Source organism: Thioclava indica (assembly GCF_000714545.1).
GTDB classification, from domain to species: Bacteria; Pseudomonadota; Alphaproteobacteria; order Rhodobacterales; family Rhodobacteraceae; genus Thioclava; species Thioclava indica.
The window spans coordinates 1-24,004 of the sequence record NZ_AUNB01000015.1; the positions used below are offsets into that span (position 1 = coordinate 1).

Below are 24,004 nucleotides of genomic sequence, written 5' to 3' on the forward strand. Positions count from 1 at the left end.
TCCCGAACGGATTCTTTGATACTTACAGCTAAATGGAGCCGGATAGACAAAGCCGGGCGATCAGGGTGTGTTCCGCCTTACGGGCGCGGCGGGCGGGTCATTTGTCTTGCGCATCAGGGCTTCGAGATTTGCGCCGCCGCCTTGCGCAGAAGATCTACGACGCCGGCAACATCAATCGTTTCATCAGGGTCGCCGGGCGGGGCGATATGGGGCAGGAAGGGGCATGTCAGAACCGCCACGACCTCGTCATTGGAAGAATGGATCGGAACAGAAATATCGGTCACGCCCACAAGCTGTTTGCTGGCGCGGGCATGATAGCCCTTCTCGCGGATTTCTGCGAAATCGCGGGTGATGTCGGGGGGGATGTTTTTCAGCCCGTAGGGCGGTGCGGCCAGCAGCTGCGCGGCGCACTCGCCCTGCATGAACGCCAGCAAAGTCAGCCCCGAGCCTGTATGCAGCAAATCGAGAACCGCCCCAACGCGCAGGCGGAATTCCCAGACGGCGGGGCTGGAGGCATGTGCCACGACATGCGCCTGCGCCATATCCTCAATGACAAGATGCACCGATTGCCTGGAGGTCTTTGCGAACTCGTCCATCAGGGGCTGCGCATTCATCACCAGACGGTGCAGCGGCGGGTAAGACGCCGCGAGGTGAAACAGCTTCATCGTCAGCGCGTAGCGATCCCCCTCAAACGACCGGCTGACATAATTGCGCGCTACCAGCCGCTCGAGCATCCGGTAGATCTCGCTGGGGCTTTTGCCCAATTCCTTCACGATTTCGGATCGGGTCAAACCTCGGGGGCAGACGGCGAGAAGTTCAAGAATATCAAGCCCTTTGTCGAGCGCGGGGGCCCGATAGCGTTGCTCCGTCATAGTCGTTTTCCCAAGCCCCTTGCGCTGATCGCATCTTGATGAAGTGCCGCAAGCCCGCGTGGAAATCAAGGGGCGAGAGAAAGAGATTGACCAAATAAGAACAATCTATTTATATATGAACACCGCTACAGGGAGGACTATGCCGTGAAGGACAAAACAATACTGATCACCGCCGCGGGCCAGGGAATGGGGCGCGCAAGCGCTATCGCCTGCGCCAATCTTGGTGCAAAGGTCATCGCCACGGACATCAACACCGATGCCCTCGCAACGCTCTCGGCGCAGCATCCCGCCATCACGACAGACTATCTTGATGTGCGTGACGGGCAGGCGATTATCGACATCGCGGCGCGCGTGGGGCCGCTGGACGGGCTGTTCAACTGCGCCGGCATGGTGCACAACGGCACGATCCTTGAGGTCTCCGATGAAGACTGGGCGCTGAGTATCGACGTCAATATCACCTCGATGATGCGGATGTGTCGCGCCTTTCTGCCCGGCATGATCGAGCGCGCCAAGACCACCGGATCGGTGCCGATCCTGAACATGGCGTCTATGGCGTCTTCGATTAAGGGCTTTCCGTCGCGCGCTGTTTACGGCACCACGAAAGCCGCTGTCATCGGATTGACGAAATCGATTGCTGCGGATTTCGTCGCGCAGGGCATCCGGTGCAACGCGCTGTGCCCGGGAACGGTCGACACACCCTCGTTGCGCGGCCGCATCAACAGCGCCCCCGACCCGGTACAAGCCGAAAAGAACTTCATCGCGCGCCAGCCGATGGGACGTCTGGCCACGGTCGACGATCTGACGCCGATGATCACCTACCTGCTATCGGACGCAAGCAGCTATGTGACCGGGCAGGCCTTTCTCGTCGATGGCGGGGTCACCATCTGACACCGCTTGAACGCGGCGTTGGGGCTGGCCGGATCGCCGCCGCAGCGCAGCTTTGTTCCACATAACAACACCACGGGGCCGGTCACCGCAGACCGCGTCCCATATCAGGAGACCGCCTCTCATGAAATTCTTGCGTTATGGCCCGGCAGGGCAGGAAAAACCCGGATTGCTGGATCAGGACGGCAATGTGCGCGATCTCAGCGCCCATATCCCCGATCTGGCGGGCTCTGCACTGGCCCCCGAAACCCTTGCAAAACTCGCCGCACTTGATGTCACGACCCTGCCAAAGGTCGATGGCGTGGCGCAGAAAGACCTGCGCCTTGGTCCCTGCGTGGGCGCGACCGGCAAATTCATCTGCATCGGCCTGAACTATGCCGACCACGCCGCTGAAACGGGCGCGGCGATCCCGTCAGAACCGGTGATCTTTAACAAATGGACTTCGGCCATTGTCGGACCCGATGACGATGTGCAAATCCCGCGCGACTCGGTGAAAACCGATTGGGAGGTCGAGCTGGGTGTCGTGATCGGCAAAGGCGGCTCTTACATCGACGAGGCAGACGCGCTGTCCCATGTCGCCGGCTTTTGCGTCATCAACGATGTGTCGGAGCGCGAGTTCCAGATCGAGCGCGAAGGCACCTGGGACAAGGGCAAGGGCTGTGACACCTTCGGCCCGACCGGCCCGTGGCTGGTAACCCCCGATGAGGTCGGCGATTTCGACAATCTTGCGATGTGGCTGGAGGTCGATGGCAAGCGCTATCAGAACGGCTCGACCGCCACGATGGTTTACAAGGTGCCCTTCCTGATCGCCTATTGCTCGCGTTTCATGTCATTGCAACCCGGTGACATCATCTCGACGGGTACGCCTCCGGGCGTTGGCATGGGCCAGACCCCGCAGGTCTATCTGAAGGGCGGCGAGGTGATGCGCCTTGGAATTGAGGGCCTGGGCGAGCAGACCCAGCGCGTCCTTGAGGCTGTGAAATGAGCAAGATCACCGGCCTTCGCACCCTCGATATCCGCTTTCCGACATCGGCCTCGCTGGACGGGTCAGACGCGATGAACCCCGATCCGGACTATTCGGCGGCCTATGTAATTCTGGAGACCGACGGAGCGCATGAAGGCCATGGTCTGACATTTACGATTGGCCGGGGGAACGAGATTTGCACCGCAGCGATTGCTGCGCTGCGCCCCCTGCTGGTCGGTCTGGATACCGAATGGATCGCCGCGGATATGGGCCGCTTCTGGCGCCATGTCACCTCGGACAGCCAGTTACGCTGGATCGGGCCGGATAAGGGCGCGATCCATCTGGCCACAGGCGCAGTGGTGAATGCCGCTTGGGACCTGTGGGCGAAAGAGGCCGGAAAACCCGTCTGGCAACTGGTGGCCGATATGACGCCCGAAGAATTGGTACGTTGCATCGATTTCCGCTATCTCACCGATTGCATCACGCCCGAATGGGCGCTGGATTTCCTGACCAAGGCCGCTGCGGGCAAAGCCGGACGGATCGAAACCCTCAAGGCCGAGGGCTATCCCTGCTACACCACCTCGGCGGGCTGGCTTGGCTATGACGACGCCAAACTGCGCCGCCTGTGTCGTGAAGCGCTCGCCGCGGGCTTCCAACATATCAAGATGAAAGTCGGTCGCGATCTTCAAGATGACATCCGCCGCTTGAGCATCGTGCGCGATGAATGTGGACCGGATGTGACGCTGATGATCGACGCCAATCAGGTCTGGGAGGTGGATCAGGCGATTGACTGGGTGAACCAGCTTGCGTTTGCCAACCCGTGGTTCATCGAGGAACCCACAAGCCCCGACGATATCGAAGGCCATCGCAAGATCCGCGAGGCTGTCGCCACCGTGCAGGTCGCGACGGGCGAGATGTGCCAGAACCGCATCATCTTCAAGCAGTTGATCATGCGCGGCGCGATTGACGTGGTGCAGATCGACAGTTGCCGGATGGGCGGCTTGAACGAGGTTCTGGCGGTCATGCTGATGGCGGCGAAATACGATCTCAAGGTCTGCCCCCATGCGGGCGGCGTGGGTCTGTGCGAATATGTGCAGCACATGTCGATGATTGATTACCTGTGCATCGCAGGTACCCGCGAAGGCCGGGTGATCGAGTTTGTCGACCACCTGCACGAGCATTTCCTCGACCCCTGCACCATCCGCAATGCCGCCTATATGCCCCCCTCGCTGCCGGGGTTTTCCATCGAGATGAAACCGGCATCTTTGCGCGATTATGAATTCAAGGAGCACGGTTGAATGGATCTGGGATTACAGGACAAGGTTATCTTTGTGACGGGCGGCGCGTCGGGAATTGGCGCGGCGATTTCGCTCTCGCTTGCCGCTGAGGGGGCGATCCCCGTCATTCTGGCGCGCAGCGCAGCCGAGCCGGAGTTTCTGTCGCAGCTTCGCGCACAAAGCCCGCGGGCAATGGTAATTTTGACAGAGCTGACAGATGAAGCCCAATGTCGCACTGCCGTCGATCAGGTGGTCGAGACATTTGGCCGGATCAACGGGTTGGTCAATAATGCCGGGGCCAATGACTCTGTGGGTCTTGAGGCCGGGCCCGACGCCTTTCGCGCCTCGATCGAGCGCAATCTGACCCACTATTACACGATGGCACATCTCTGCGCCCCCCATCTGCGCGCAAGCAAAGGCGCGATTGTGAATATCTCGTCAAAAACGGCCGTGACGGGACAAGGCAACACCTCGGCCTATGCAGCCGCCAAGGGCGCGCAGCTGGCACTGACGCGGGAATGGGCGGCGGCGTTGGCCAAAGACGGGGTGCGCGTGAATGCGGTGATCCCGGCGGAAAGCATGACGCCGCTTTATGCGCGCTGGATGGAGACGTTTGACGACCCCAAAGCGCAGCTATCCGAGATCACCCGCCGCATTCCGCTGGGCCAACGGATGACCGAGCCGCGCGAGCTTGCCGACCAGACCGTGTTTCTGCTGTCGGACCGCGCCGGCCATACGACCGGACAATGGGTCTTTGTAGATGGCGGCTACACCCATCTGGATCGCGCCCTGGACTGAACCGCCCCAAGGCTTCGCCCCGAAAACAGCTCCGCCCTGAACGAGCCTTTCTCCCCAAAGCGTGTTCGCAATGCCCTGCAAAACTCACGGAATGTCAATTCCTGCGCGCATCAGCTGGCTGCGCCGCCGCGTGTTTGCGCGGGGCGGCGAGATCGGTTTTCTACTGCTGGCGATTCTGGTCGGCGCACTTGCAGGTGTCGTGGTCAGCGTCATCAGCTTTCTGTCCCATCTACTGCACAGCCAGTTCTATGGAGTCGATCTCAAAGCCGGGCTGAGCGGGTCCGATCTGCAAGCGCATTGGAAGATGATTGCCGTTCCGGTGGCGGGCGGGTTGTTGACCAGCCTGATCCTGCACCTGCGCCGCAGACGCGGCAGCATCGTCGATCCGGTCGAAGCGAATGCGCTATATGGCGGACGGATGTCGATGACGGATAGTATCGGGGTAACATTGCAGAACCTTGCGTCGAACGGCTTTGGTCTCTCGGCGGGGCTGGAGGCGGCGTATACACAGGTCGCTTCGGGCCTCGCCTCCAAGCTGGCGCTGAAACTGAAGCTGCGGCGCGAAGATGTGCGGGTTCTGGTGGGCTGCGGGTCGGCGGGGGCGATCGGTGCGGCCATCACCGGCACGCTGATTTCACAGGCGCTTTCGGGGCATGCCTTTGCCATCGAGATCGACGCGGTCGGGGCGATTTCCGCCTTTGATTTCCTGCCCGCGCTCGGCTTGGGCGTCACCTGCGCCGCGCTAGGCATTCTGGTAATGATGACCGTGGTCTGGACCGAGCGCCTGGCCTCAAAAAGCCGCATCCCGATATGGCTGCGCCCTGCGACGGGTGGCATTCTGGTCGGTGGGCTGGCGATCATAACCCCCGAGATCCTGTCCTCCGGACACGGCGCGATGCACCTCAATCTGGAAAACGCCGCCCCCTGGTCTGCGCTGTTGATGCTGTTTGTTCTCAAGGCGCTTGGCTCGGCGATCACCATTGGCTCGGGCTTTCGCGGCGGGCTGTTTTTTGCCTCGCTTTTGCTGGGGGCGCTGGTGGGAAAGATCGCCGCCGTACCGCTGGAATGGCTGATGCCGGGCATGTTGTCGCCCACCGCGATGGCCGTCATCGGGATGAGTGCCTTTGGCACCGCCGTCGTCGGCGGGCCTTTGTCGATGACGTTTCTGGCGCTGGAGCTGACGGGAGAATTTCCGATCACCGCGCTGACGCTGGCGGCGACGATCACGTCCTCGATGGTAGTGCGCCAGACATTTGGATATTCCTTTTCGACATGGCGGTTCCATCTGCGCGGCAAGTCGATCCGCAGCGCCCATGATATCGGCTGGATCCGCAATTTGACGGTGGGGCGGCTGATGCGTGCCGATGTGCGCGCCGCGCCGGACCCCAGCGACGCGCTGTCCGATTTCTTTCTGCATCAAGGCAACGTATTGTTGCCCGAGATGAATGCCAGACAAGCGGCGCGGTTGTTCGAAACAAACCACGCGGATGTGGCCGCCCCGCCCGCAGCGGGCGAACAGGCGTATATGGCCCGTGTTATGGCCGTAACCCCCGCCTCCCCTGATGTGACCGCCGAGTTGCGCGATCGGTTGAAACCGGTCCCCGGCGGCATCTTTGAAATGGGTGCGCGCAAGTCGACCTTTGTATCCGATTTCGACAGCCCCCGTCGCAAAGTCAAACTGCGTCCCTTCCTGATGTCACCCGTTAGCGTGACCAATGCCGATTACGCCCGTTTTGTTGCCGCCACAGGCTATCAAACCGTGGCCGAGCAAGAAGGCTGGAGCTTTGTCTTTCACCTGATGCTCGACACGCCCGAGGCGTGGCCGGTGACGCCGCCGGGGCTGCCATGGTGGCGCAAGGTGGATGGGGCCTGTTGGTCGGCGCCCGAGGGCATTGGCACGGATACCGCCGGCAGAGAAGACCACCCCGTCACGCATATCGCGTGGTATGACGCCCTGGCTTATTGCCGCTGGTCGGGGCTGCGCCTGCCCACCGAAGCCGAATGGGAACGCGCCGCGCGCGGTGGTTTGGCCAAGCAGAAGTTTCCCTGGGGCAACGAGATGATGCCGGGCGGGGCCTATGCCATGAACACGTTTCAAGGTGATTTCCCGACCCGCAACAGCGCCGAAGACGGCCGGGCCGGAACCGCTCCGGTAAACGCGTTTCGCCCGAACGGCTATGGCATGTTCAACATGACGGGCAATGTGTGGGAATGGGTTGGCGATCGCTTTGGCCCCCGCCCCCCGACCGGCCGCTTGCCCGAGTTTGACCCGCGCGGCCCTGACACAGGAACCGCCCGCGTTCAGCGTGGCGGATCTTTTCTGTGCCATGTCAGCTATTGCGACCGCTACCATGTGCATTCCCGAACGCGCAATGACCCCGACAGCTCCACCGCCAATTGCGGGTTTCGCGTCGCCTGCGACAGCGCCGGGGGGGGGGCGTGTAGCCCCGGCGGTATCATCAAGTTGTTGTCTTATGCTGAGAAATTGGCGATTTGCGTCAGCTCACGGGGCGAGTTCACCCGCGTATTTGTCCCCCTGACGACATGCATCCGCTCGGTTCTGGCGGAAGGGTGTTGCGTTCATCTTATGGCGGCGGGGGCGGGACAGGTTCGCGGTTTCCTCATGGATAGCCAGGAACCTCTGAGCTTGGCGCGAGAATTTGAACCGGCCCTGTATCTTCTCCCGTTTTCGCGTCGGCCTGTGTGAGGTTCTGCCGCAATCACGCGCTCGAGCGGGGACAACACAACACGCAGCGTGCCCACCACCGCAATCGCGATGGCCGTTCCGCCAAGCCTGCCAGGAATACCGTTTACGCCTGATTTTATGCGCCATGCTACAACATCCTGAAAAGTCCAGACCGCATCAATGTCAGCGGTGGCACGATCGCTGCAACAATGTCCTGCTTTGCCTGACGCAGCTAAGTCTGTGACTAAGCAACGCTAAGTCAGGGTACACTTTCTTTTGCGCGAGATCGGTCGCACACTCTTTAAAATGACCAGTGCCGACTCGCCCAAGGAGAAACCCCCATGCCCAAGAACCATGTAGACCCGATTGCCGCCCTGCGGGACAGCACCACGGTCCCGTTTGAACGCGCGCGGGCTATGCCGACCGAGGTTTATACATCTCCAGCTTTCGTAGAAGCCGAGCTGGAGCAGATCTTTAGCAAAGACTGGTACTGCGTGGGGCGCGCGGATTCACTGGCGAATCCCGGTGATTATGTGTCTGCTGAACTGGCCGGTCAGCCGATTGTTGTGTTGCGCGATCGCGAGGGCACCTTGCGCGCGATGAGCAACGTCTGCCTGCACCGCATGTCGACCCTGCTGCACGGGCGTGGCAACGCCAAAACCATCGTGTGTCCCTATCACGCATGGACGTATAATCTGGATGGTAAGCTGCGCGGTGCCCCTGCGATGACGAAGAACGAAGGGTTTTGCAAAGACCAGTACCGGTTGCCACAGGTGCGGTGCGAGGAATGGCTCGGCTGGGTCTTTGTCTGTCTCGACCCAGACGCGGCACCGGTCGCCGATCAACTGTCGGAAGTGGCGCAGATGATCTCGGGGTATGACATGGCGAACTACTCAGAGTCGTTCTACGAAGAGCACGTCTGGGACACCAACTGGAAGGTGCTGGCCGAGAATTTCATGGAAAGCTATCACCTGCCCGTCTGCCATGCAGGTACGATTGGCGGGCTGTCCAAGCTCGAGGACATGATCTGCCCGCCGGGCCGCCCGGCCTTTAATTTCCACACCATTCTGAAAGAGGAATCGCTTCGTATCGCGATGGCGCATCCTGAAAAGAATGACCGTTTGAAGGGCGACGAGCGGCGCACAACCTATCTCCTGGCCCTTTATCCAAGCCTGATGATCACGCTCACACCGGGCTACTTCTGGTACATATCACTGCACCCTAAGGGACCCGGGCAGGTTCACATCCGATTTGGTGGCGGCATGTCCAATGATTTCGCCGACGACCCGGACACGGACGAGGTTTTTGCCCAACTCAAAACCCTGCTTGATGACGTGAATGTCGAGGATCGCGGCTGCACGGAAAAAGTATATCGTGGCCTGTGTTCAGACGCAGCGATCCCTGGCCATCTCAGCCATCTGGAACGGCCAAACTATGATTTCGCGCAATACCTGATGGCAAGAATTGACGCAGGACAGGCACAGCAAAACGGCCCATCCACGCATTAGCCCCTTTAGCCCCCGCGAGGGGAGTGCCGCGTTGTTCCGTGCCATTTGTGACGCTCATTTTGGTGGGAGGTCCGGCGGCCATTTCAGCGCTGCAATCGTTCCAAAGGTTGAAAGCACCGGTGCGGGCATCGCGGTGTGAGGTTGCGCAGAGATTTCTGTCTTTGCGTGACCAGATCAACCTGATTTCCCACCTTCGCCGACATCACGCTGCGCGCCCATGAAGGAAAGACGCCTTACGTCGTGCTTAGGGAAAAGCTATAATGCGTAAACAGGATGTCTCACGGGTCACCGCACCTTACATTGGCACAGGGAAACAGCATGAAAAACAGCACAATCCTGATCGCGATTGGCAAAGACGCAGCCATGGACGAATTGGCAAAAAGCTTTGAGGCCCTTCGCGCCCTGTCGGCCCATGCGTTCGTCCTCGTCGTCGACGACATACCGAACTATCCCTATTATACTATTGGTGCCCCGTCCGGCGAGACGGCAGATATTTCGACAGGGTGGTTAGAGGAACGCGTCGCTCTCACAGCCGCGTTGGAGGCCAAAGCCACGGAAATCCGCGACTTGCTTCAGCAGCACGGCGTGTCCGGTGAGGTCTCTACCGTCTTTTGCGAGCCATCCATGACAGCAGACGCCACCGCGCGACGGGCCATGCTGTGCGACATGGCGTTGATTGGCAGCAATTTGCGCGAGTCCCCTGAGGTGTTGCGAAAGGTGTTGTACGGAATCCTGTTCCGCTCTCCGGTCGGCGTTCTGCTAAATGATGATGCAATGACGACGTTGAGCGGCCCAAAGCGGGTCTTTGTCGCCTGGAAGGCGCATTTGCACTCTGCGAGGGCGGTGCACCAAGCCCTTCCGCTGTTGCGTCAGGCAGACGAGGTCGTTGTCGGAACGATTGATCCCGTCAAGATAGAGTCTTCTGATGGCGAAGATCCGGGCGTTGATGTCGCCAAATGGCTGACGCATCATGGCTGCAACGTGACTGTGCAGCAATATCCCAGCGGTGGTCAGGATATCGGGGACTGCATTCTTGATCGCTCCAAAGAGATCGGCGCGGACTTGATCGTGATGGGCTCGTATGGGCACTCCAGATTGCGCGAGATCATCATGGGTGGCACCACACAGACGTTGATCGAACAAACGGATCAGGCCGTCTTTCTTGGGCATTAGTCTGTCTCTGCGCGGCGTGTCGCGCCCCTGAACGCAACGGCTATCGCGCCGGTTTCATGTTGCAAAAGACGTTTCAAACACCCGACCAACGGCTTGGGCCGAAACGAAGAATGGCCTGCCCGATGACCAAGGGACCAAGACTGCCGCCCAATGCGAGCAGCAAACCCGCGCGACCGGGATCGGGCAACTTCAATAGCTCGGACAGCCCCGGCACCCAGAACACTGCCGCAATCAACCCGGCGCAAAGAACGAGGGCGCCCCAGACCCAAAGATTGCGCGTCACCTCGTTGACGATAAGCCCGCTGCCGGGCATTCGCACATTGAAGACGTTCCACAATTGCGCCAGCGCCAGGGTCAGAAACGCCACGGTGACCGCTGCTTCGGTCGGGAGCACCAGCCAATGTAACGCCAACGAGAACGCAGCAAGCGTGCTCGCCGTAATCGCGCCACCAAGAATGCCGATCAGGATCCACCGGCTGCGGTCGATGATCTGTTCGGTTGGATCGCGCGGGGGCTGACGCATGACACGTTCGTCACCCGCGCCAAAGCCCAATGCAAAGGCCGGAAACACATCTGTAACAAGGTTCAGAAACAGGATCTGCAACGGCAATAACGGCATCGGCAAGCCTGCTCCGACGGCAAGTCCGACGATCAGGACTTCGCTGACATTGCACGACATCAGATACACGACGAATTTGCGAATGTTGTCGAAGATGACGCGCCCCTGCCGCATGGCCGCTATGATCGTGCCGACGGAATCGTCCTTCAGCACCATATCTGCCGCCTCGCGTGCAACTTCGGTGCCGCGCTGCCCCATGGCAATGCCGATATCGGCCTGTTTCAAGGCTGGCGCATCGTTCACGCCATCGCCGGTCATCGCGACGATATGGCCGTTTTGTTGATAGAGCGCTGCCAGCTTCAGCTTGGTTGCCGGGGCGACACGGGCAAAGACATCGGCGGACAGAATCCGGTCCTGCAAAGAGCGGTCCGACCCTTCGCACGCCAGCGCATCCAGATCCCCGCCCTCCATGACCGTCAGCTGCCCCCCTTGCCCCAGACCCGCCCCGCGCGCAATGGCGGCGGCAGTATCGGCATGATCGCCCGTCAGCATCACGACACGCACGCCCGCCGCCTGCGCGGCAGCGATTGCCGCACCAACATCCGCGCGTAACGGATCGCGCAGGCAGACCATCCCGGCAAGCGTAAGACCCTCATACGGGGGGATGTCCTCGCGCTCGGTCTGCTTTTGCGCCAAAGCCAATAGACGCAACCCGTCACTGGCTGCACCACGGCTGCGCTCTTGCCATTGCGCACGGGTTGCAGCGTCCAGATCACGCGCTCCGTCCGGTTCCAGAACACGGGTGCATACCTTTAAAACCGCTTCGGGCGCACCTTTGACGGCATAGAAGACGCCATCTTTGTCGCGGTGGACGGTGGCCATCATCTTGGTGTCCTGATCAAAGGCGTGCTCGCGCACCTCTTCATAGGTCTGTTGCAGGGCATCACGGCCCTGACCCGCATCCCGGGCGACCTGCAGCAATGCCACTTCCATCGGATCGCCCAACGGGCCTTGGTTTCCTTGCTCAAGCGCAGCGTTGTTGCACAGCGCACCGATCCGTAAAACCGCGCCCAATTGCGGATCGGCTTGCGGATCAGTCTCGCCCGCGCCGGTTTCAAACTGTAATGACTTGCCAGTCCGGTTGATGACTATATCCGCGCCTGATGTGAGGTAGCGCACCACCGACATGCGGTTTTCCGTCATGGTGCCTGTCTTGTCTGTCAGGATCACCGTCGTTGCGCCCAGAGTTTCCACCGAGGCCAAGTTTGAAATAATCGCATTTCGCGCCGCCATGCGCCACATGCCCCTGGCCAGGCACAATGTGGCGACCACAGGCAAGCCCTCGGGCACGGCGGCAACGGCCAGCGCCACGCCGGTCTCTATCATCGCCGCGACCTCATGACCGCGAAAGATCCCCGCACCGATGACCAGCACAGCCAAGGCCAAAGTCAACCAGACCAACCGGTGCCCCAACCGGTCCAGACGCAGTTCAAGCGGCGATGCCACCGACTCCGCAGTCTGCACAAGGTGGTTGATCCGGCCCAGTTCGGTGGCCATGCCGGTGGACGTCACGATGCCTTCACCCGCGCCCTGTGTAATCGCCGTTCCCTTGAACGCCATGCTTTTACGATCGCCGATGGCAGAATTGGGTGCGACGGGGTCTACCTGCTTGGCGACGGGCACGGATTCACCGGTCAACACGGATTCATCGCATTGCAGGTTCGACGCCTGAGCAAGGCGCAGATCGGCGGTGACCACGTCGCCCGCCTCCAGCAGGACGATGTCGCCCGGCACCAGTTCATGCGCGTCAACGCTAAGCACCGTTCCGCCGCGCCGCACCCGAGTGGTAAACTCGGACATGCGCGCCAGCGCCTCCATGGAGCGGGCGGCACGCAGTTCGGTGAAAAAGCCGATTGCGGCGTTGATGGCCAGCACCACGACAATCGCTATGCCTTCGGCGATATCGCGATAATAAAACGACAGCCCGGCAGCAAAGGCCAAAAGCCAGACGATCATGCCTTTGAATTGATTTGCAAAGATGACCAGCGCGCTTTGCTTTTCGGTGGCGTGCAATTGGTTCGGGCCATACCGGTCCCGGCGCTTCAAGACATCATGCTGATCCAATCCGCTGACCGGATCCACATTTTGGGTCTTTGCAACCATATCGACCGGCGTTGCAAAAGCGTCATTCTGGCCAATATCACTCATTCTCGTTTCCCACCTACACCGTAAGAGCCCCGAAAAAACGCCGGCGCGATATTCGCGCTCATACATAGCATCTGTCGCTCAGATGCCTGATCCAGCCCTGCCTATGTGGCACTGCACAACATCGCAATAGTGTTCCCGCATGAGCCGGATCTGGCATCGGAAATCGCTTGCGTCCGGACGTCTCGCCCTGCGCCAAAGACCCGTATCACTTCTGAAAAACATAGGTGCCGGGAGCTTCAATTTCGGTTCCGGCGGGTGTTTTAAGGCCGCGCGCTATGGGCGGTTTCGCAGCGCTGCCGGAATGATCGTGCAGCCATTGCGCAAATTCGGGCCACCATGAGCCGTCTTGCGATGGCGTGCTGTGACGCCAGTTCTCAGGGGCGATGTCGGGGGTTCTGTCGCGGGCAATATCGGGGGCGGTTCGGGGCATCCGGGCAACTTGATAGCTTGCCCCCGCGCAGCCAGGGGCGTTGATGATACCGTCAACGTGCCCGCCAGAGGTCAGCAAGAATGTGATATCGGACCTTAGCAGCCGACGCAGCCTGTAAACCGATTGCCACGGCGCAATCTGATCGTCTGCGGCGGCAACACAAAACACCGGCACCGTGATGGCCCCAAGCGAAACCGGCCTGCCGCCCACCTCATATGTGCCCCCCGCCAGCGCATTATTCAAAACCATACTGCGCAGATAGCGGCGTCCCATCAGGTAGTTATTGATATAGTGGGGCCAGATCCATTCCCCGGCGCGCAAGACCTTGTAAGCATCGGAAATGTGTTTTCCATCCAGATACCCCGTGTTCGACATCACGGATTCCAACAATGAGACCTCAGGCTCGCCAAGCAGCGATTGCAACGAGCTATGCTCTGTGAAATCCAGCTGGCTGGCAAACAGTGTAAGAGACTTGAGCCTGTCGTCGCGATCACGCGCCATCTGCGCCGCTTTCACCGTTAACAGCATCCCGCCCAGACAATAGCCGATCGCGTGGGTCCGTGTGTTTGGCACGATCCGAGCGACAGCGGCCAGCGCGTCTTCCAAGGCATCAAGGTAGTCGGCCATACCGATATCGCGGTCCTGCGGGCCGGGGTTCGCCCAGGAAATCATGAAAACGCTAAACCCCTGTCCGCACAGATAGTTAACCAGCGAATTTTGCGGCGACAGGTCGAGAATGTAGTATTTCATCAGCCATGCCGGCACGATCAATACAGGCTCGGGGGCGACTGTCTCGGTTTGCGCATCATACTGGATAAGTTCCAGCAAATCAGAGCGATACACAACCTTGCCCGGCGTCACCGCGACATTGCAACCCGGCACGTAGTCCATCGCACCCACGGGGGGCAGGCCCCAGGCGGCACGGTGCAAATCCTCTATAAGGTTCAACGCGCCACGCAGCAGATTGGCCCCGCCCTCAGACAGCGTCCACGCAATCACTTCGGGATTGCTCCAGAGTGCATTCGCGGGCGAGGCCATGTCGAACATCTGCTGCGCGGCGATGGACGCTTTCTGCCGTTCGCGAGGCGCTACATCTTCGAATGAGTCTAACGCCTCGTTCCACCATTTCTGCGATAACAGGAAATTTCTGTATATCACATTGAATGGCCAGCTCTCCCATTCCGGACTTTCAAACCGGGGCAGGATCGACCCGGTTACCCGAAACGGGCCTTGCGGCGTATCAATGCCCGGGCCTGGCATTTCAGACGACGCGCCGCCCTCGCTCCGGTCCGCTTTCGGCTTCCTTCCACTTGGGTCATTGGCTCCAGTCATGGACGTGAACATCCTTGCCAGAGTGGGACTTGAGAATTTCGACCGCTTTGCGTTCCTTTTCCTCGTCCGCTACGCGCACCCACAAAAGTATGCCGCCATGCTCGATCTGTCGGGCATAGTAATCCTTGTGATGTTTGCCGGCACGTCGCGCCAAGAGTGTTCCGATGATTGCCGCCGGGATGCCGACAATCGCCAAGGCCGCCGCCGTTGCGCCTCCTGTTGCTGCGGCAACCGCCATGGCAGCATAGGTCGGGATGAAAAAGACCCCGCCCGCGATAGCGCCTTCCAGCTCGCCGATCGCCTCTTCCGAGACAAAGTTGGCGCGGGGCACATGCGGATCGTCCTCCAGATCCTCGGCGCGCTGATAGCTGTCTCCAAGCTTTTCTTTCAACGCCTTATCTCCGCCGAGAAGGCTCATATTAGAGTGGTGAAACCCGGCGTCACGCAACTCATAGAACGCAGATTGCAGGGCATCAAAGCTGTCGAACACGCCAACCGCTTCGGGAATTTCAATGACCATCGTAGGATCGGAATTCGGCGTTTCAGTCTTTTTCATAGCGAGATTCCATTCTGATTGCTGACCAGTCGCTTCTTCAAGAGCCGTGCGCGCCCCTTCATCGAAACCCGAAACGGCCAATTTTTCAAGAAGAAGATCGGCGGGTAGGCGTTCAGGTCCCCTCGCAAATCAAGCAATTTACTGCCCTCGCAGACGAAGTGTGTCCCCTAAAAGGCGTTCTTAAAACAACCGAAAGCGATGCGACAAAACCCCTACAAGGCATTCAAGAAGATGTCGTTCTCATCCGGTGACCCGATTGTGACGCGGGCCCAGTTTTCATAAGGGGCCTCTTGCCAAGCTTTGATCAACACACCTTTGGTGCGCAGTTTTTCTACAAGAACGCTTGCAGGGGCACCGGTATCAAAGAACACAAAGTTGGCTTGGCTTGGCGCGCACACGAAACCTTTGGCAGACAGCGCCGCCGCGACGCGGTCGCGTTCTGATGTGGCTTGGGCTACGACGCGGGCAAGGTGCGCAGTGTCGTCAATAGCCTCGGATGCGGCGGCCACCGCAAGGGCATTTACACCAAATGGATTGCGCGTTTTCATCATCGCTGTGATCAGCTGCGTGTCCGTCGCAACACCGTAGCCGACACGCACGCCAGCAAGGCCGAACGCCTTGGAAAACGTGCGCAGGATCAGGCCGGGATGCCCGGTTTCGGCCAGGATCGCGAGCGCGTCGAACTGTTGGTCGGGCGCGATAAACTCGACGTATGCCTCATCAAAACAGACAAGCGTTGCCGGGTCGGCGGCAGCGAGGATCGTGCGGAATTCCTGTTCGGAAATCGCAGGGCCAGCAGGGTTGCTCGGCGATGAAAATATCAAAACACGCGGTTTGGACTTCAGGGCGTCGCACAGGCCCGCGACGGGGAACGACCAATCCGCATTGAACGGCACCTTGGTGACTGTTGCGCCAAACATCATCGCGCCAAATTCATGCAGACCAAAGCTGGGGCAGATCGTGACCACATGATCGTTCGGGCGAATGGTGGCCCGAAACAGGGCACCAATCAGGTCTTCGGATCCGTTGCCGAAGATGACGTTTTCGGATGTGGTGTTTGCCTGCTCTGCGATCTTGGCGCGCAAACCCGCGTTGCCCGCATCAGGATAGCGCCATACGCCAGCGGCGGCCTTTTGCATCGCCTGCACGGCACGCGGGGAGGGCCCGAGCGGGCTTTCATTGCTGTCGAGTTTGGCAAGACAGTCGACACCGTATTTCGCCTTGAACTGATCCAGCGCGAGGCCCGCATTATAAGTCGGAAGATCGGCAACATCTTTGCGGATCAGGTCGGTGGGAAAGGATGCGGACATGTGTATTCCTATACGCTAAAGATCAAAGATCTTGCCGGGGTTCATGATGTTGTCGGGGTCGATGGCGCGTTTGATACGGGCCATAACGCCAAGTGCGGGGCCGTGTTCAGCTGGCAGATATGCCTTTTTGCCAAGTCCTACGCCGTGTTCACCTGTGCAAGTTCCGCCCATTTCGATGGCCATTGAAACGAGGGCCGCGTTGATGTGTTTGGCTTCGCAGACCTCGGCCTCGTCAGCCGGATCGTAAAGTAGAACAAGGTGAAAGTTCCCGTCGCCGACATGGCCGACCAAAGGCGCCTGAATAGACGTTGTGGCGATGACATCTTGAATGGCGCTGATGCAGGCGGGCAATTGCGAGATTGGAACGCAAACGTCCGTGGATATGCCTTTGATGCCGGGACGCAACGCGCGCGACGCATAAAGCGCGTCATGTCGGATGCGCCAGATACGGGCCGCGTCCTCTGCGGTTTTGGCTTGGTCGATGTTCACCGCAGTTTCGGCCAGTGCGACGAAGGTTTCCATGTCATTTTCGACAGTTGCGGGGCTGCCTGTCATTTCGACCCAGAGGGTCGGGCGCTCTGGCAGTTCGGTTTTGGAATAGCGGTTGATGGCTTGCATTTGTAGGGTGTCGGCCAGTTCGATCCGGTTCAGCGCAAGACCACATTGCAGGGCCATGACAACTGTTTCAGTCGCGTCCTCAATGGTTTCAAATGTGCACATGGCGGTTTGGGACGCTTCCGGGATGCCAAAAAGCCGCACGGTCAGTTCTGTGATGATCCCAAGCGTGCCTTCTGATCCGATCATCAAACGGGTGAGGTCATAGCCCGATGCTGATTTTCGTGCACGACCACCTGTCTTGATAATTTCGCCATCGGGCATCACGACAGTGAGTCCCAGCACCAGATCCCGCATGGACCCGTATCGCACAGTTGTGGTGCCGGACGCGCGGGTTGCAGCCATGCCCCCCAAGGTCGCGTGCGCGCCGAGATCGACAGGGAAGAACAATCCGGTCGCCCGTAAATGTTCGTTCAATGCCTGACGGGTCACACCGCATTGAACCCTGCAATCCATGTCTGCGTCTTGCACGTCAAGGATAGCGTCCATTGCAGATAGATCGAGAGAGATGCCACCGTGAGGGGCGTGAATTTGCCCCTCAAGCGATGACCCTGCACCGAATGGAATAACCGGGACGTTGTATTTGGTGCAGGCCGACAGGATCGTGGACACCTCCTGCGTCGAGTGGGCCATGATGACGGCATCTGGCCACGCGGCGGGTAGGTGGCTTTCGCCGCTGCCGTGATGTTCTCGGGCAGCACTCGACGTCAGAATCCGGTCTTTGAAAAGGGGGGAAAGCTCTGCGAGGAGGGGGGAAAGTTTATCTGGCATTTCAGATGCTTTCTGAAGGTGTGAAAGCGATTGCGGGCCGCCAAAATAGCGGCCCACGTTTGTGATCGGGTACGCTTACGCGTTGAACCACCAGCGTTCCGCACAGCGGTTGCCGTCAAGATCCCAGTCGCCGGATACGGCTTCTGGTGTTGAGACTTTGGATGATTTGGCATCGAGGAAATCAGCGAAGACCGGCGCGACCATACCGCCCTCTTCGGCGATCAACATCTGGCATTCTGCGTAGAGTTCACGACGGCGGGCGTCGTCTTTCTCGCCACGCGCTGCATCCAACGCCGTGTTAAATGCATCATTGTCCCATGATGTTTCGTTGTATCCGCCAATAGCTTTACGGGAGTAAGCGAGAGACAGCATCAGGTCTTCGTTCGCGCGGCCAGACCAACGGGATGCGAAGAATGGTTTCTTGCCCCAGACGTTGGACCAATATCCGTCTTCTGGTTCGCGGGCGACTGTGATGTTGATGCCTGCAGCGGCAGCATGCTCACTGTATAGCTGGGCGGCATCTACAGCACCGGTAAAGGGTGTGTCAGAGGCGTGAAGCGTCGTTGCAAGGCCCTCTGCACCGGCGGCTGCCAGCAGTGATTTCGCCTGTTCCGGATCATATTCGTGCTGCGGGATATTGCCGTCATGATACACGTAAGCACTTGAAATCGGCTGGTCATTGGCGATCGAGCCGTAGCCGTTTAGCACCTTTTCCACTATGTCCTGACGGTTGATGGCCAGCTTCATCGCTTTGCGTACACGCACATCGGCGAACAACGGGTCGGTTGTGTTCATGCTGAATGCGTAATGGACCTTACCCTGCGTCTGAACCAAATCGACGCCAGGCATAGCAGCCAACAGGCCACCCGTTGTCGGATCTACCGCGTTCATCGCGTCAATCTGTCCGGTTTGAAGGGCCGTTGTACGCGCGTTCACATCGCGGATCGCCAGCATTTCAACAGAGTCAAAGTGCGCGCGGTCTGCTTTCCAATAGTTCGGGTTCTTGCGAACGACGGATTTAACGCCGGGTTCGTAGACGTCGAGGATGTAGGGGCCGGTACCGATACCAGCGTCAAAGTTCATGTCGTCTGCAGGCACGATATACAGACATGTCAGGGACATCACAGCAGGGAAGCCTGCGTTGCCGGAGTGCAGCGTGATTGTCACTTCGTTCTGTCCAGTCGCCTCAACTTCGCTCATGACCGCTGCAAGGGCCTTCACTTGTGAAAGACTATCTTCGCCCATGTGCAGCTTGAGAGAGAACACAACATCGTTTGCGTCCATGGTCTTGCCGTTATGGAATTGGACGCCTTCACGCAGTTGGAATGTCCAGACTGTCAGATCGTCGTTGGCTTCCCAGCTTGTCGCAAGTTCGGGGATCAAGACACCGCCAGCGCCGACTTCGATCAGGTTGTTGCGCAGCTGCCATTGCAGGTTCTGCATGAATTTCGTTTCGGACACTTGCGGGTCGAGTGTTTCGCCGGAATCGAAGCTACCGATCCCAAGGCGAAGCGTGCCGCCCTGCACAGGTTGTGCGCGCAATGGTTGGCCTGATGCACCCAGAAGCGCGGTGGCACCAAGTGCTGTCGCGCCGAACAGTACGCTGCGACGGTTTGTCAAAAAGTTCATCTGTGTCTCCTGAGAGATGTCCGGCCCTGTTGGGGAGGCGGATAAGGTGGTAGTACCGTTTTTATTATGTCTATATTTAATATGCTAAGTGACAGCATTATAGGTGACAAATCAGATTTACAGTGGTACCGTTAAGCCCTTCTAATGTGATGACCAAATAGGCACCCGAAAGGCACCTAATGCGCTCAGTCCTACCACCTTTGCGTGCTTTACAGGCTTTTGAGAGCTTCGGGCGGCTTGGCTCTGTGCGCGGAGCTGCACAAGAATTAGGCGTTACCTCTGGTGCGATTAGCCAGCAGATCAAACTCCTCGAAGACCACCTGCAATTACCGCTGATCATGAAAGACGGCAGGCGCGCAACGTTGGTGCCCGCTGCCAAGTCGTATCACGTGCTCGTATCGGCAGGGTTTCAGAAACTTCAGCAGGCGCAGGGTCTGCTGGCAAAGCAGGCGTCAGAATTGGACGTGAACGTGTCGGGCTTACCCACGTTGCTTTTGAAGTGGTTGCAACCGCGATTAAAAAGCTTTGAGGCACAGCATGGCGAAACCTCGATCCGGCTGGAAGCAACCCACGGAGAGCCAGACCCGGAGTTTTTGAACCATATGTTCAGGCTCACATACGGGTCGGTTTCCCAGTCTTTCCCACACGCGCGACCTCTATTTTACGATGTGTGTTTTCCAGTCTGTTCGCCAGAATTCCTAAAGGCCAACCCAGAGGCCCTTGATCCGGCTGCGTTACCACATTTGCCTTGGGTCGATATCGATTGGGGGGCGGAATATACAAGCATCCCAAAGCTGGATACCTGGCTGGAGGCACAGGGTTTGGGCCGCCAGCAGCGAAAGCCGGCGTCAACCCATTCCCTGTCCAGCTCGGCGCTCGAGGCGGCGGCAAGCGGTCAAGGCGTTGTTTTGGCGCAACTATCTTTTGCGTCTGTGGATTTGGAATTAGGGCGTCTGATACGCATATCGCAGGCGTCTTTGACCATGCCCGAACCCTATTTCATCTGTTGGGGTTCGAAAATGTTGAAGAACGAAAAGTCCCGCAATTTTCTGAACTGGATTCTGGCCGAAACCGCCAACGGATCAATTAGCAATTCTAAACAATAAGAAAAAATTGAACGGTTTTATTCGATGGCCGCACCAGCGTAGCATCACCAAAACCTGTCAAAGAAATCTCTATATCGAGGAATCCCAATGTTTCTGAAAAACGCATGGTACGTTGCCGCGTGGAGTGATGAAATCGTCAACGATTTACAGCAGGTCAAAGTGCTCGGCGAAAAAATTTGCATGTTCCGGAACTCTGAGGGCGAAGTCATTGCAATGGAGGACGCCTGTCCGCACCGCAAGCTGCCGCTGTCAAAGGGTCGCATCAAGGGCGATAATGTTGAATGCGGCTATCACGGGCTGACGTTTGATTGCGCAGGCCAATGCGTTTGGGCCCCCGGTGGGGGACGCATTCCGTCCGCGGCGCGCGTGCGCCCGTTCCCCGTGCATGAAAAATACGGCTTGGTGTGGATTTGGATGGGCAACGCAGCCATCGCCGACATCGAAGACATCATCGACATCCCGAACTTCGACAGCCCTGAATGGGGGATTAACCGCGGCGCGGCGATGGAGCTGAACTGCAACTACCTGTTGATGTGCGACAACCTGCTTGATCCGACGCATGTTGCATGGGTCCACGAAAGCTCATTTGCGGCTGCGGCGACCAAAGATACGCCCTTGCGTGTGACCAAAACCGATACGGGCGTGATCGTGCATCGCTGGATGATGGATCACGAACCTGCGCCGTTTTACAAGAAAGTCGTAGAATTCGAAGGCAACTGCGATCGTCTTCAACATTACGAAGTCCGCTATCCAAGCCACGCTTTGATCCGCGCTGTTTTCACCCCTGCGGGCACCGGCGGCGTTGAAGGCCCGTTACACGAAAACACATTTGTCATGGACAGTTACAACTTCATGACGCCCACAACGGAACACGAAACGCGCTATTATTGGTTCCAGCTGCGCAATATCCGCCCTGATGATGAAGAGCTGTCTGCAATGATGAGTGAAGACGTGCGCGGTGCCTTTGAAGAAGATCGTGCTGTGTTGGATGCCGTTCAGATCGGCATGGACGAAAAGACGTCGCCGCATATCGATCTCGGCATTGACGCGGGGCAACTCCGATTCCGCCGTCAGCTTGAGGCCATGATTGCCGAAGAGGCAATGGTTGACGCGAAGATGAGTCAGTAAGATGGCGGAAGGTTTTCGTGTTTTCCGCGTTGCAAAAAAGGTCGTTGAAAGCGAAATCATCACGTCCTTTTACTTTGAACCCACAGACGGGGGGCCTGTTTGGGAGGTAAAGCCGGGGCAATACCTGACCTTGCGTGTGCCGTCGGCGGGCGACCACGTGCTCAAGACCTATTCGGTGTCGAGCTGTCCGTCTGAAACAGGATATCACCGCATCACAGTCAAACGCGAATCCGGTTTGAACGGCGCGCCTGACGGGGTCGGATCGTGCTGGCTCCATGACCGCATTGAGGTCGGCGAGACGATTGATATCGCGGCACCACGTGGGGTTTTCTATCTGGATGAGGACAGCAAACGGCCCGTCTTGCTTTTGTCTGGCGGGGTTGGCCTGACGCCGATGGTGTCGATGCTGCATCGCCTCAAGAACAGTGACCGCGATGTCTATTTCCTGCACGCTTGCGAAAACGGTCGTGTCCACGCGTTGCGCGATGAGGTTATCGCCCTGACGGGGAAACGCATTCACGCGCGTTTCGTTTACCGGACACCCGAAGACGGCGATCAGTTTGACGGGACCGGCATGATCGACAAGGCGTTCCTGCAAAGCACGCTTCCGATTGATGATTATGATGTTTATCTGTGTGGCCCGGTTCCCTTCATGGCGGCGATGTATCAACTGTTGCAAGACTTGGGCATTCCCAAGGCCCGCATCGCCTATGAGTTCTTTGGCAAGGCGGCATCGCTTGACCAGATCGCGGCGAAGCCTGCGGCGTCGAAAGCAGCCTCGAACGCCGCCCCGACCATTCAAGCGCTTACTTTTCTGACGAACCCTGACGCATGGGCCGAGGCGGATGACACCTCCAAGCCATCGTCCTCATCCTCAGAAGGGCAAGTTACCTTCCGGCGGTCGGGCGCGTCAGCCGACTGGGATGGCTCTGCTCATTCGTTGCTGGAGCTGGCCGAGAATTCTGGATTAAACCCTGAATTCAGTTGCCGGTCCGGTATCTGTAATTCTTGCAAATGCGGGCTGGTTTCGGGTGAGGTCGAGTATTTCGAAGAGCCGCTTGTCGCCCCAGAAGACGGTCAGGTGTTGATCTGTTGTTCGCGCCCTAAAGGGGCTGTCGTGCTGGATATCTAACAGGTCAGGGCGCAGCTTTCGCCATTTGGGTGGCAAGCTGCGCCGTTGAAAGCATCGGGCATAGGACGCAGATGTGATCGCCCGGTGTGACCATTGGTGATGTCTTCTGTATCGACACCACACCTGTGCGCGGACTGGTGAACACCTGCGGGGGCAAATCCATGTTGTACATGTCACGTAACAGTGCGACGGGCTGACCAACCGCAACCTCATCTCCGAGACCGACCAAGGGTTCGATCATACCGTAGGATTGCGCCGTCAAATAGACCACGTCATCGCCGAGATCGAGGAACGTTGTTTCAGGCGCAGGCGCAATGCCCAGCCGATCCTTAGCTGCGGGTGTTAGAACACCTTGATGAGCGAGCAGACGCAGAACGGCATGCCATCCCCGTTCCAAAGCAAGTCGGGTTACTTTGCCCTCACCGCCAAGTTCACAAGAGATCATTGCACAACCGGCGGCATGGGCTGCGCTGTCGAAATCGCCACTGGCATCGCCGGCAGGCACAACCATAGTGTAGGGCAGGCCCATCACCTGGGCCAATTCGTGGGTTTGTTGGTTTTGCACCACGTCAGCGGACAGGCAGAAATAAGCCGTATCGACGTAATTGGTTTGCCGTCCGCCTGAATGGATATCAACCGCCAGATCAGCCTTCGGGATCAAATGCGTCGCGATGAAACCTGCTATGTCTTGGGTTGGCCCCATAAACCCGGCGCCAAGGAAGGATCGGTTCAAGTTGCCACCGTCCAGTGGTGATACCCGATTGGCGTCTTGAACCGCTGGCATGTTCAGCGCTGGCGCAAGGATCAATCGCCCGCTTAGCGCGTCGGGGGACAGGGTTTCATATAAACGCCGCGCGATGATCTGGCCCTCGTATTCATCGCCGTGGTTCCCGCCGCAGACCAAAACAGTCGGTCCATCGCCATTTGAAATGACCGCCAGCGGTGACTGTATCGTCGAGAACGCAAGGCGGTTGTCCGAATGTGCGATCCCGAAGAAGCCCGTGCGTTTGCCGCGCGCCGCAAGGTCGAGCGTTGAAGAGACGTTTCCAAATCGTAGGGCCATTG

General features: G+C 58.6%; 18 protein-coding genes. 10 read left to right on the plus strand and 8 right to left on the minus strand.

All coding sequences use genetic code 11. From position 1 onward, the window contains the following. Positions 1 to 113: 113 nt before the first annotated feature. Positions 114 to 872: an IclR family transcriptional regulator gene (locus DT23_RS05195; protein ID WP_038129027.1), complete on the minus strand. Its 759-nt coding sequence runs from the start codon at positions 870 to 872 to the stop codon at positions 114 to 116. Positions 873 to 1,058: 186 nt separating this feature from the next. Between DT23_RS05195 and DT23_RS05200 the strand changes: the two genes are divergently transcribed. From DT23_RS05200 to DT23_RS05235, 7 genes are all read left to right on the plus strand, one after another. Next, positions 1,059 to 1,760, plus strand: coding sequence for an SDR family oxidoreductase (locus DT23_RS05200; protein ID WP_051697066.1), 702 nt, complete (start codon positions 1,059 to 1,061; stop codon positions 1,758 to 1,760). A 121-nt stretch (positions 1,761 to 1,881) separates the two neighbouring features. Beyond that, on the plus strand, positions 1,882 to 2,742 hold the full coding sequence (locus tag DT23_RS05205; protein ID WP_038129029.1) for a fumarylacetoacetate hydrolase family protein: 861 nt from the start codon (positions 1,882 to 1,884) through the stop codon (positions 2,740 to 2,742). Next, positions 2,739 to 4,019 carry an L-fuconate dehydratase gene (locus tag DT23_RS05210; protein WP_038129030.1) on the plus strand — a complete coding sequence of 427 codons (1,281 nt, stop codon included), beginning with the start codon at positions 2,739 to 2,741 and terminating at the stop codon, positions 4,017 to 4,019. Before DT23_RS05205 ends, DT23_RS05210 begins: the two co-directional genes overlap by 4 nt. Beyond that, positions 4,020 to 4,796: an L-fucose dehydrogenase gene (locus tag DT23_RS05215; protein ID WP_038129033.1), complete on the plus strand. Its 777-nt coding sequence runs from the start codon at positions 4,020 to 4,022 to the stop codon at positions 4,794 to 4,796. It begins immediately after the preceding gene. A 91-nt stretch (positions 4,797 to 4,887) separates the two neighbouring features. Further along, positions 4,888 to 7,503 carry an SUMF1/EgtB/PvdO family nonheme iron enzyme gene (locus DT23_RS19380; protein ID WP_063139680.1) on the plus strand — a complete coding sequence of 872 codons (2,616 nt, stop codon included), beginning with the start codon at positions 4,888 to 4,890 and terminating at the stop codon, positions 7,501 to 7,503. A gap of 320 nt (positions 7,504 to 7,823) precedes the next feature. Continuing rightward, positions 7,824 to 8,990 (plus strand): aromatic ring-hydroxylating oxygenase subunit alpha, encoded by a 1,167-nt coding sequence (locus DT23_RS05230; protein WP_038129035.1) that lies wholly within the window; start codon positions 7,824 to 7,826, stop codon positions 8,988 to 8,990. Between the two features lie 318 nt (positions 8,991 to 9,308). Continuing rightward, positions 9,309 to 10,163 (plus strand): universal stress protein, encoded by an 855-nt coding sequence (locus DT23_RS05235; protein ID WP_038129037.1) that lies wholly within the window; start codon positions 9,309 to 9,311, stop codon positions 10,161 to 10,163. A gap of 73 nt (positions 10,164 to 10,236) precedes the next feature. Here the strand turns inward: DT23_RS05235 and DT23_RS05240 are convergent, their stop codons facing one another. The 6 genes from DT23_RS05240 to DT23_RS05265 form a co-directional block, all read right to left on the minus strand. Next, a complete protein-coding gene (locus tag DT23_RS05240) occupies positions 10,237 to 12,930 on the minus strand; it encodes a cation-translocating P-type ATPase (RefSeq protein WP_051697057.1) in 2,694 nt (897 codons plus the stop codon). A gap of 205 nt (positions 12,931 to 13,135) precedes the next feature. Next, positions 13,136 to 14,704: an alpha/beta fold hydrolase gene (locus DT23_RS05245; RefSeq protein WP_081846928.1), complete on the minus strand. Its 1,569-nt coding sequence runs from the start codon at positions 14,702 to 14,704 to the stop codon at positions 13,136 to 13,138. Next, the gene (locus DT23_RS05250; RefSeq protein WP_051697067.1) at positions 14,676 to 15,248 is read right to left on the minus strand and encodes a hypothetical protein; all 573 of its coding nucleotides are present in this window, start codon (positions 15,246 to 15,248) and stop codon (positions 14,676 to 14,678) included. Before DT23_RS05250 ends, DT23_RS05245 begins: the two co-directional genes overlap by 29 nt. 212 nt (positions 15,249 to 15,460) lie before the next feature. Then, a complete protein-coding gene (gene hisC, locus DT23_RS05255) occupies positions 15,461 to 16,558 on the minus strand; it encodes a histidinol-phosphate transaminase (RefSeq protein WP_038129040.1) in 1,098 nt (365 codons plus the stop codon). 15 nt (positions 16,559 to 16,573) lie between these two features. Next, entirely contained in the window at positions 16,574 to 17,944 is a 1,371-nt protein-coding gene (locus DT23_RS05260; protein WP_038129042.1) for an FAD-binding oxidoreductase, read from the minus strand. A 75-nt stretch (positions 17,945 to 18,019) separates the two neighbouring features. After that, the gene (locus DT23_RS05265) at positions 18,020 to 19,573 is read right to left on the minus strand and encodes an ABC transporter substrate-binding protein (protein WP_038129044.1); all 1,554 of its coding nucleotides are present in this window, start codon (positions 19,571 to 19,573) and stop codon (positions 18,020 to 18,022) included. 179 nt (positions 19,574 to 19,752) lie between these two features. Between DT23_RS05265 and DT23_RS05270 the strand changes: the two genes are divergently transcribed. From DT23_RS05270 to DT23_RS05280, 3 genes are all read left to right on the plus strand, one after another. Next, a complete protein-coding gene (locus DT23_RS05270; RefSeq protein ID WP_051697059.1) occupies positions 19,753 to 20,679 on the plus strand; it encodes a LysR substrate-binding domain-containing protein in 927 nt (308 codons plus the stop codon). Between the two features lie 87 nt (positions 20,680 to 20,766). Next, positions 20,767 to 21,807 carry an aromatic ring-hydroxylating dioxygenase subunit alpha gene (locus DT23_RS05275; protein ID WP_038129045.1) on the plus strand — a complete coding sequence of 347 codons (1,041 nt, stop codon included), beginning with the start codon at positions 20,767 to 20,769 and terminating at the stop codon, positions 21,805 to 21,807. Position 21,808: 1 nt separating this feature from the next. After that, the gene (locus tag DT23_RS05280) at positions 21,809 to 22,939 is read left to right on the plus strand and encodes a 2Fe-2S iron-sulfur cluster-binding protein (protein WP_038129047.1); all 1,131 of its coding nucleotides are present in this window, start codon (positions 21,809 to 21,811) and stop codon (positions 22,937 to 22,939) included. Positions 22,940 to 22,943: 4 nt separating this feature from the next. Here the strand turns inward: DT23_RS05280 and DT23_RS05285 are convergent, their stop codons facing one another. Beyond that, on the minus strand, positions 22,944 to 24,002 hold the full coding sequence (locus DT23_RS05285) for a succinylglutamate desuccinylase/aspartoacylase family protein (protein WP_038129049.1): 1,059 nt from the start codon (positions 24,000 to 24,002) through the stop codon (positions 22,944 to 22,946). Positions 24,003 to 24,004: the final 2 nt, after the last annotated feature.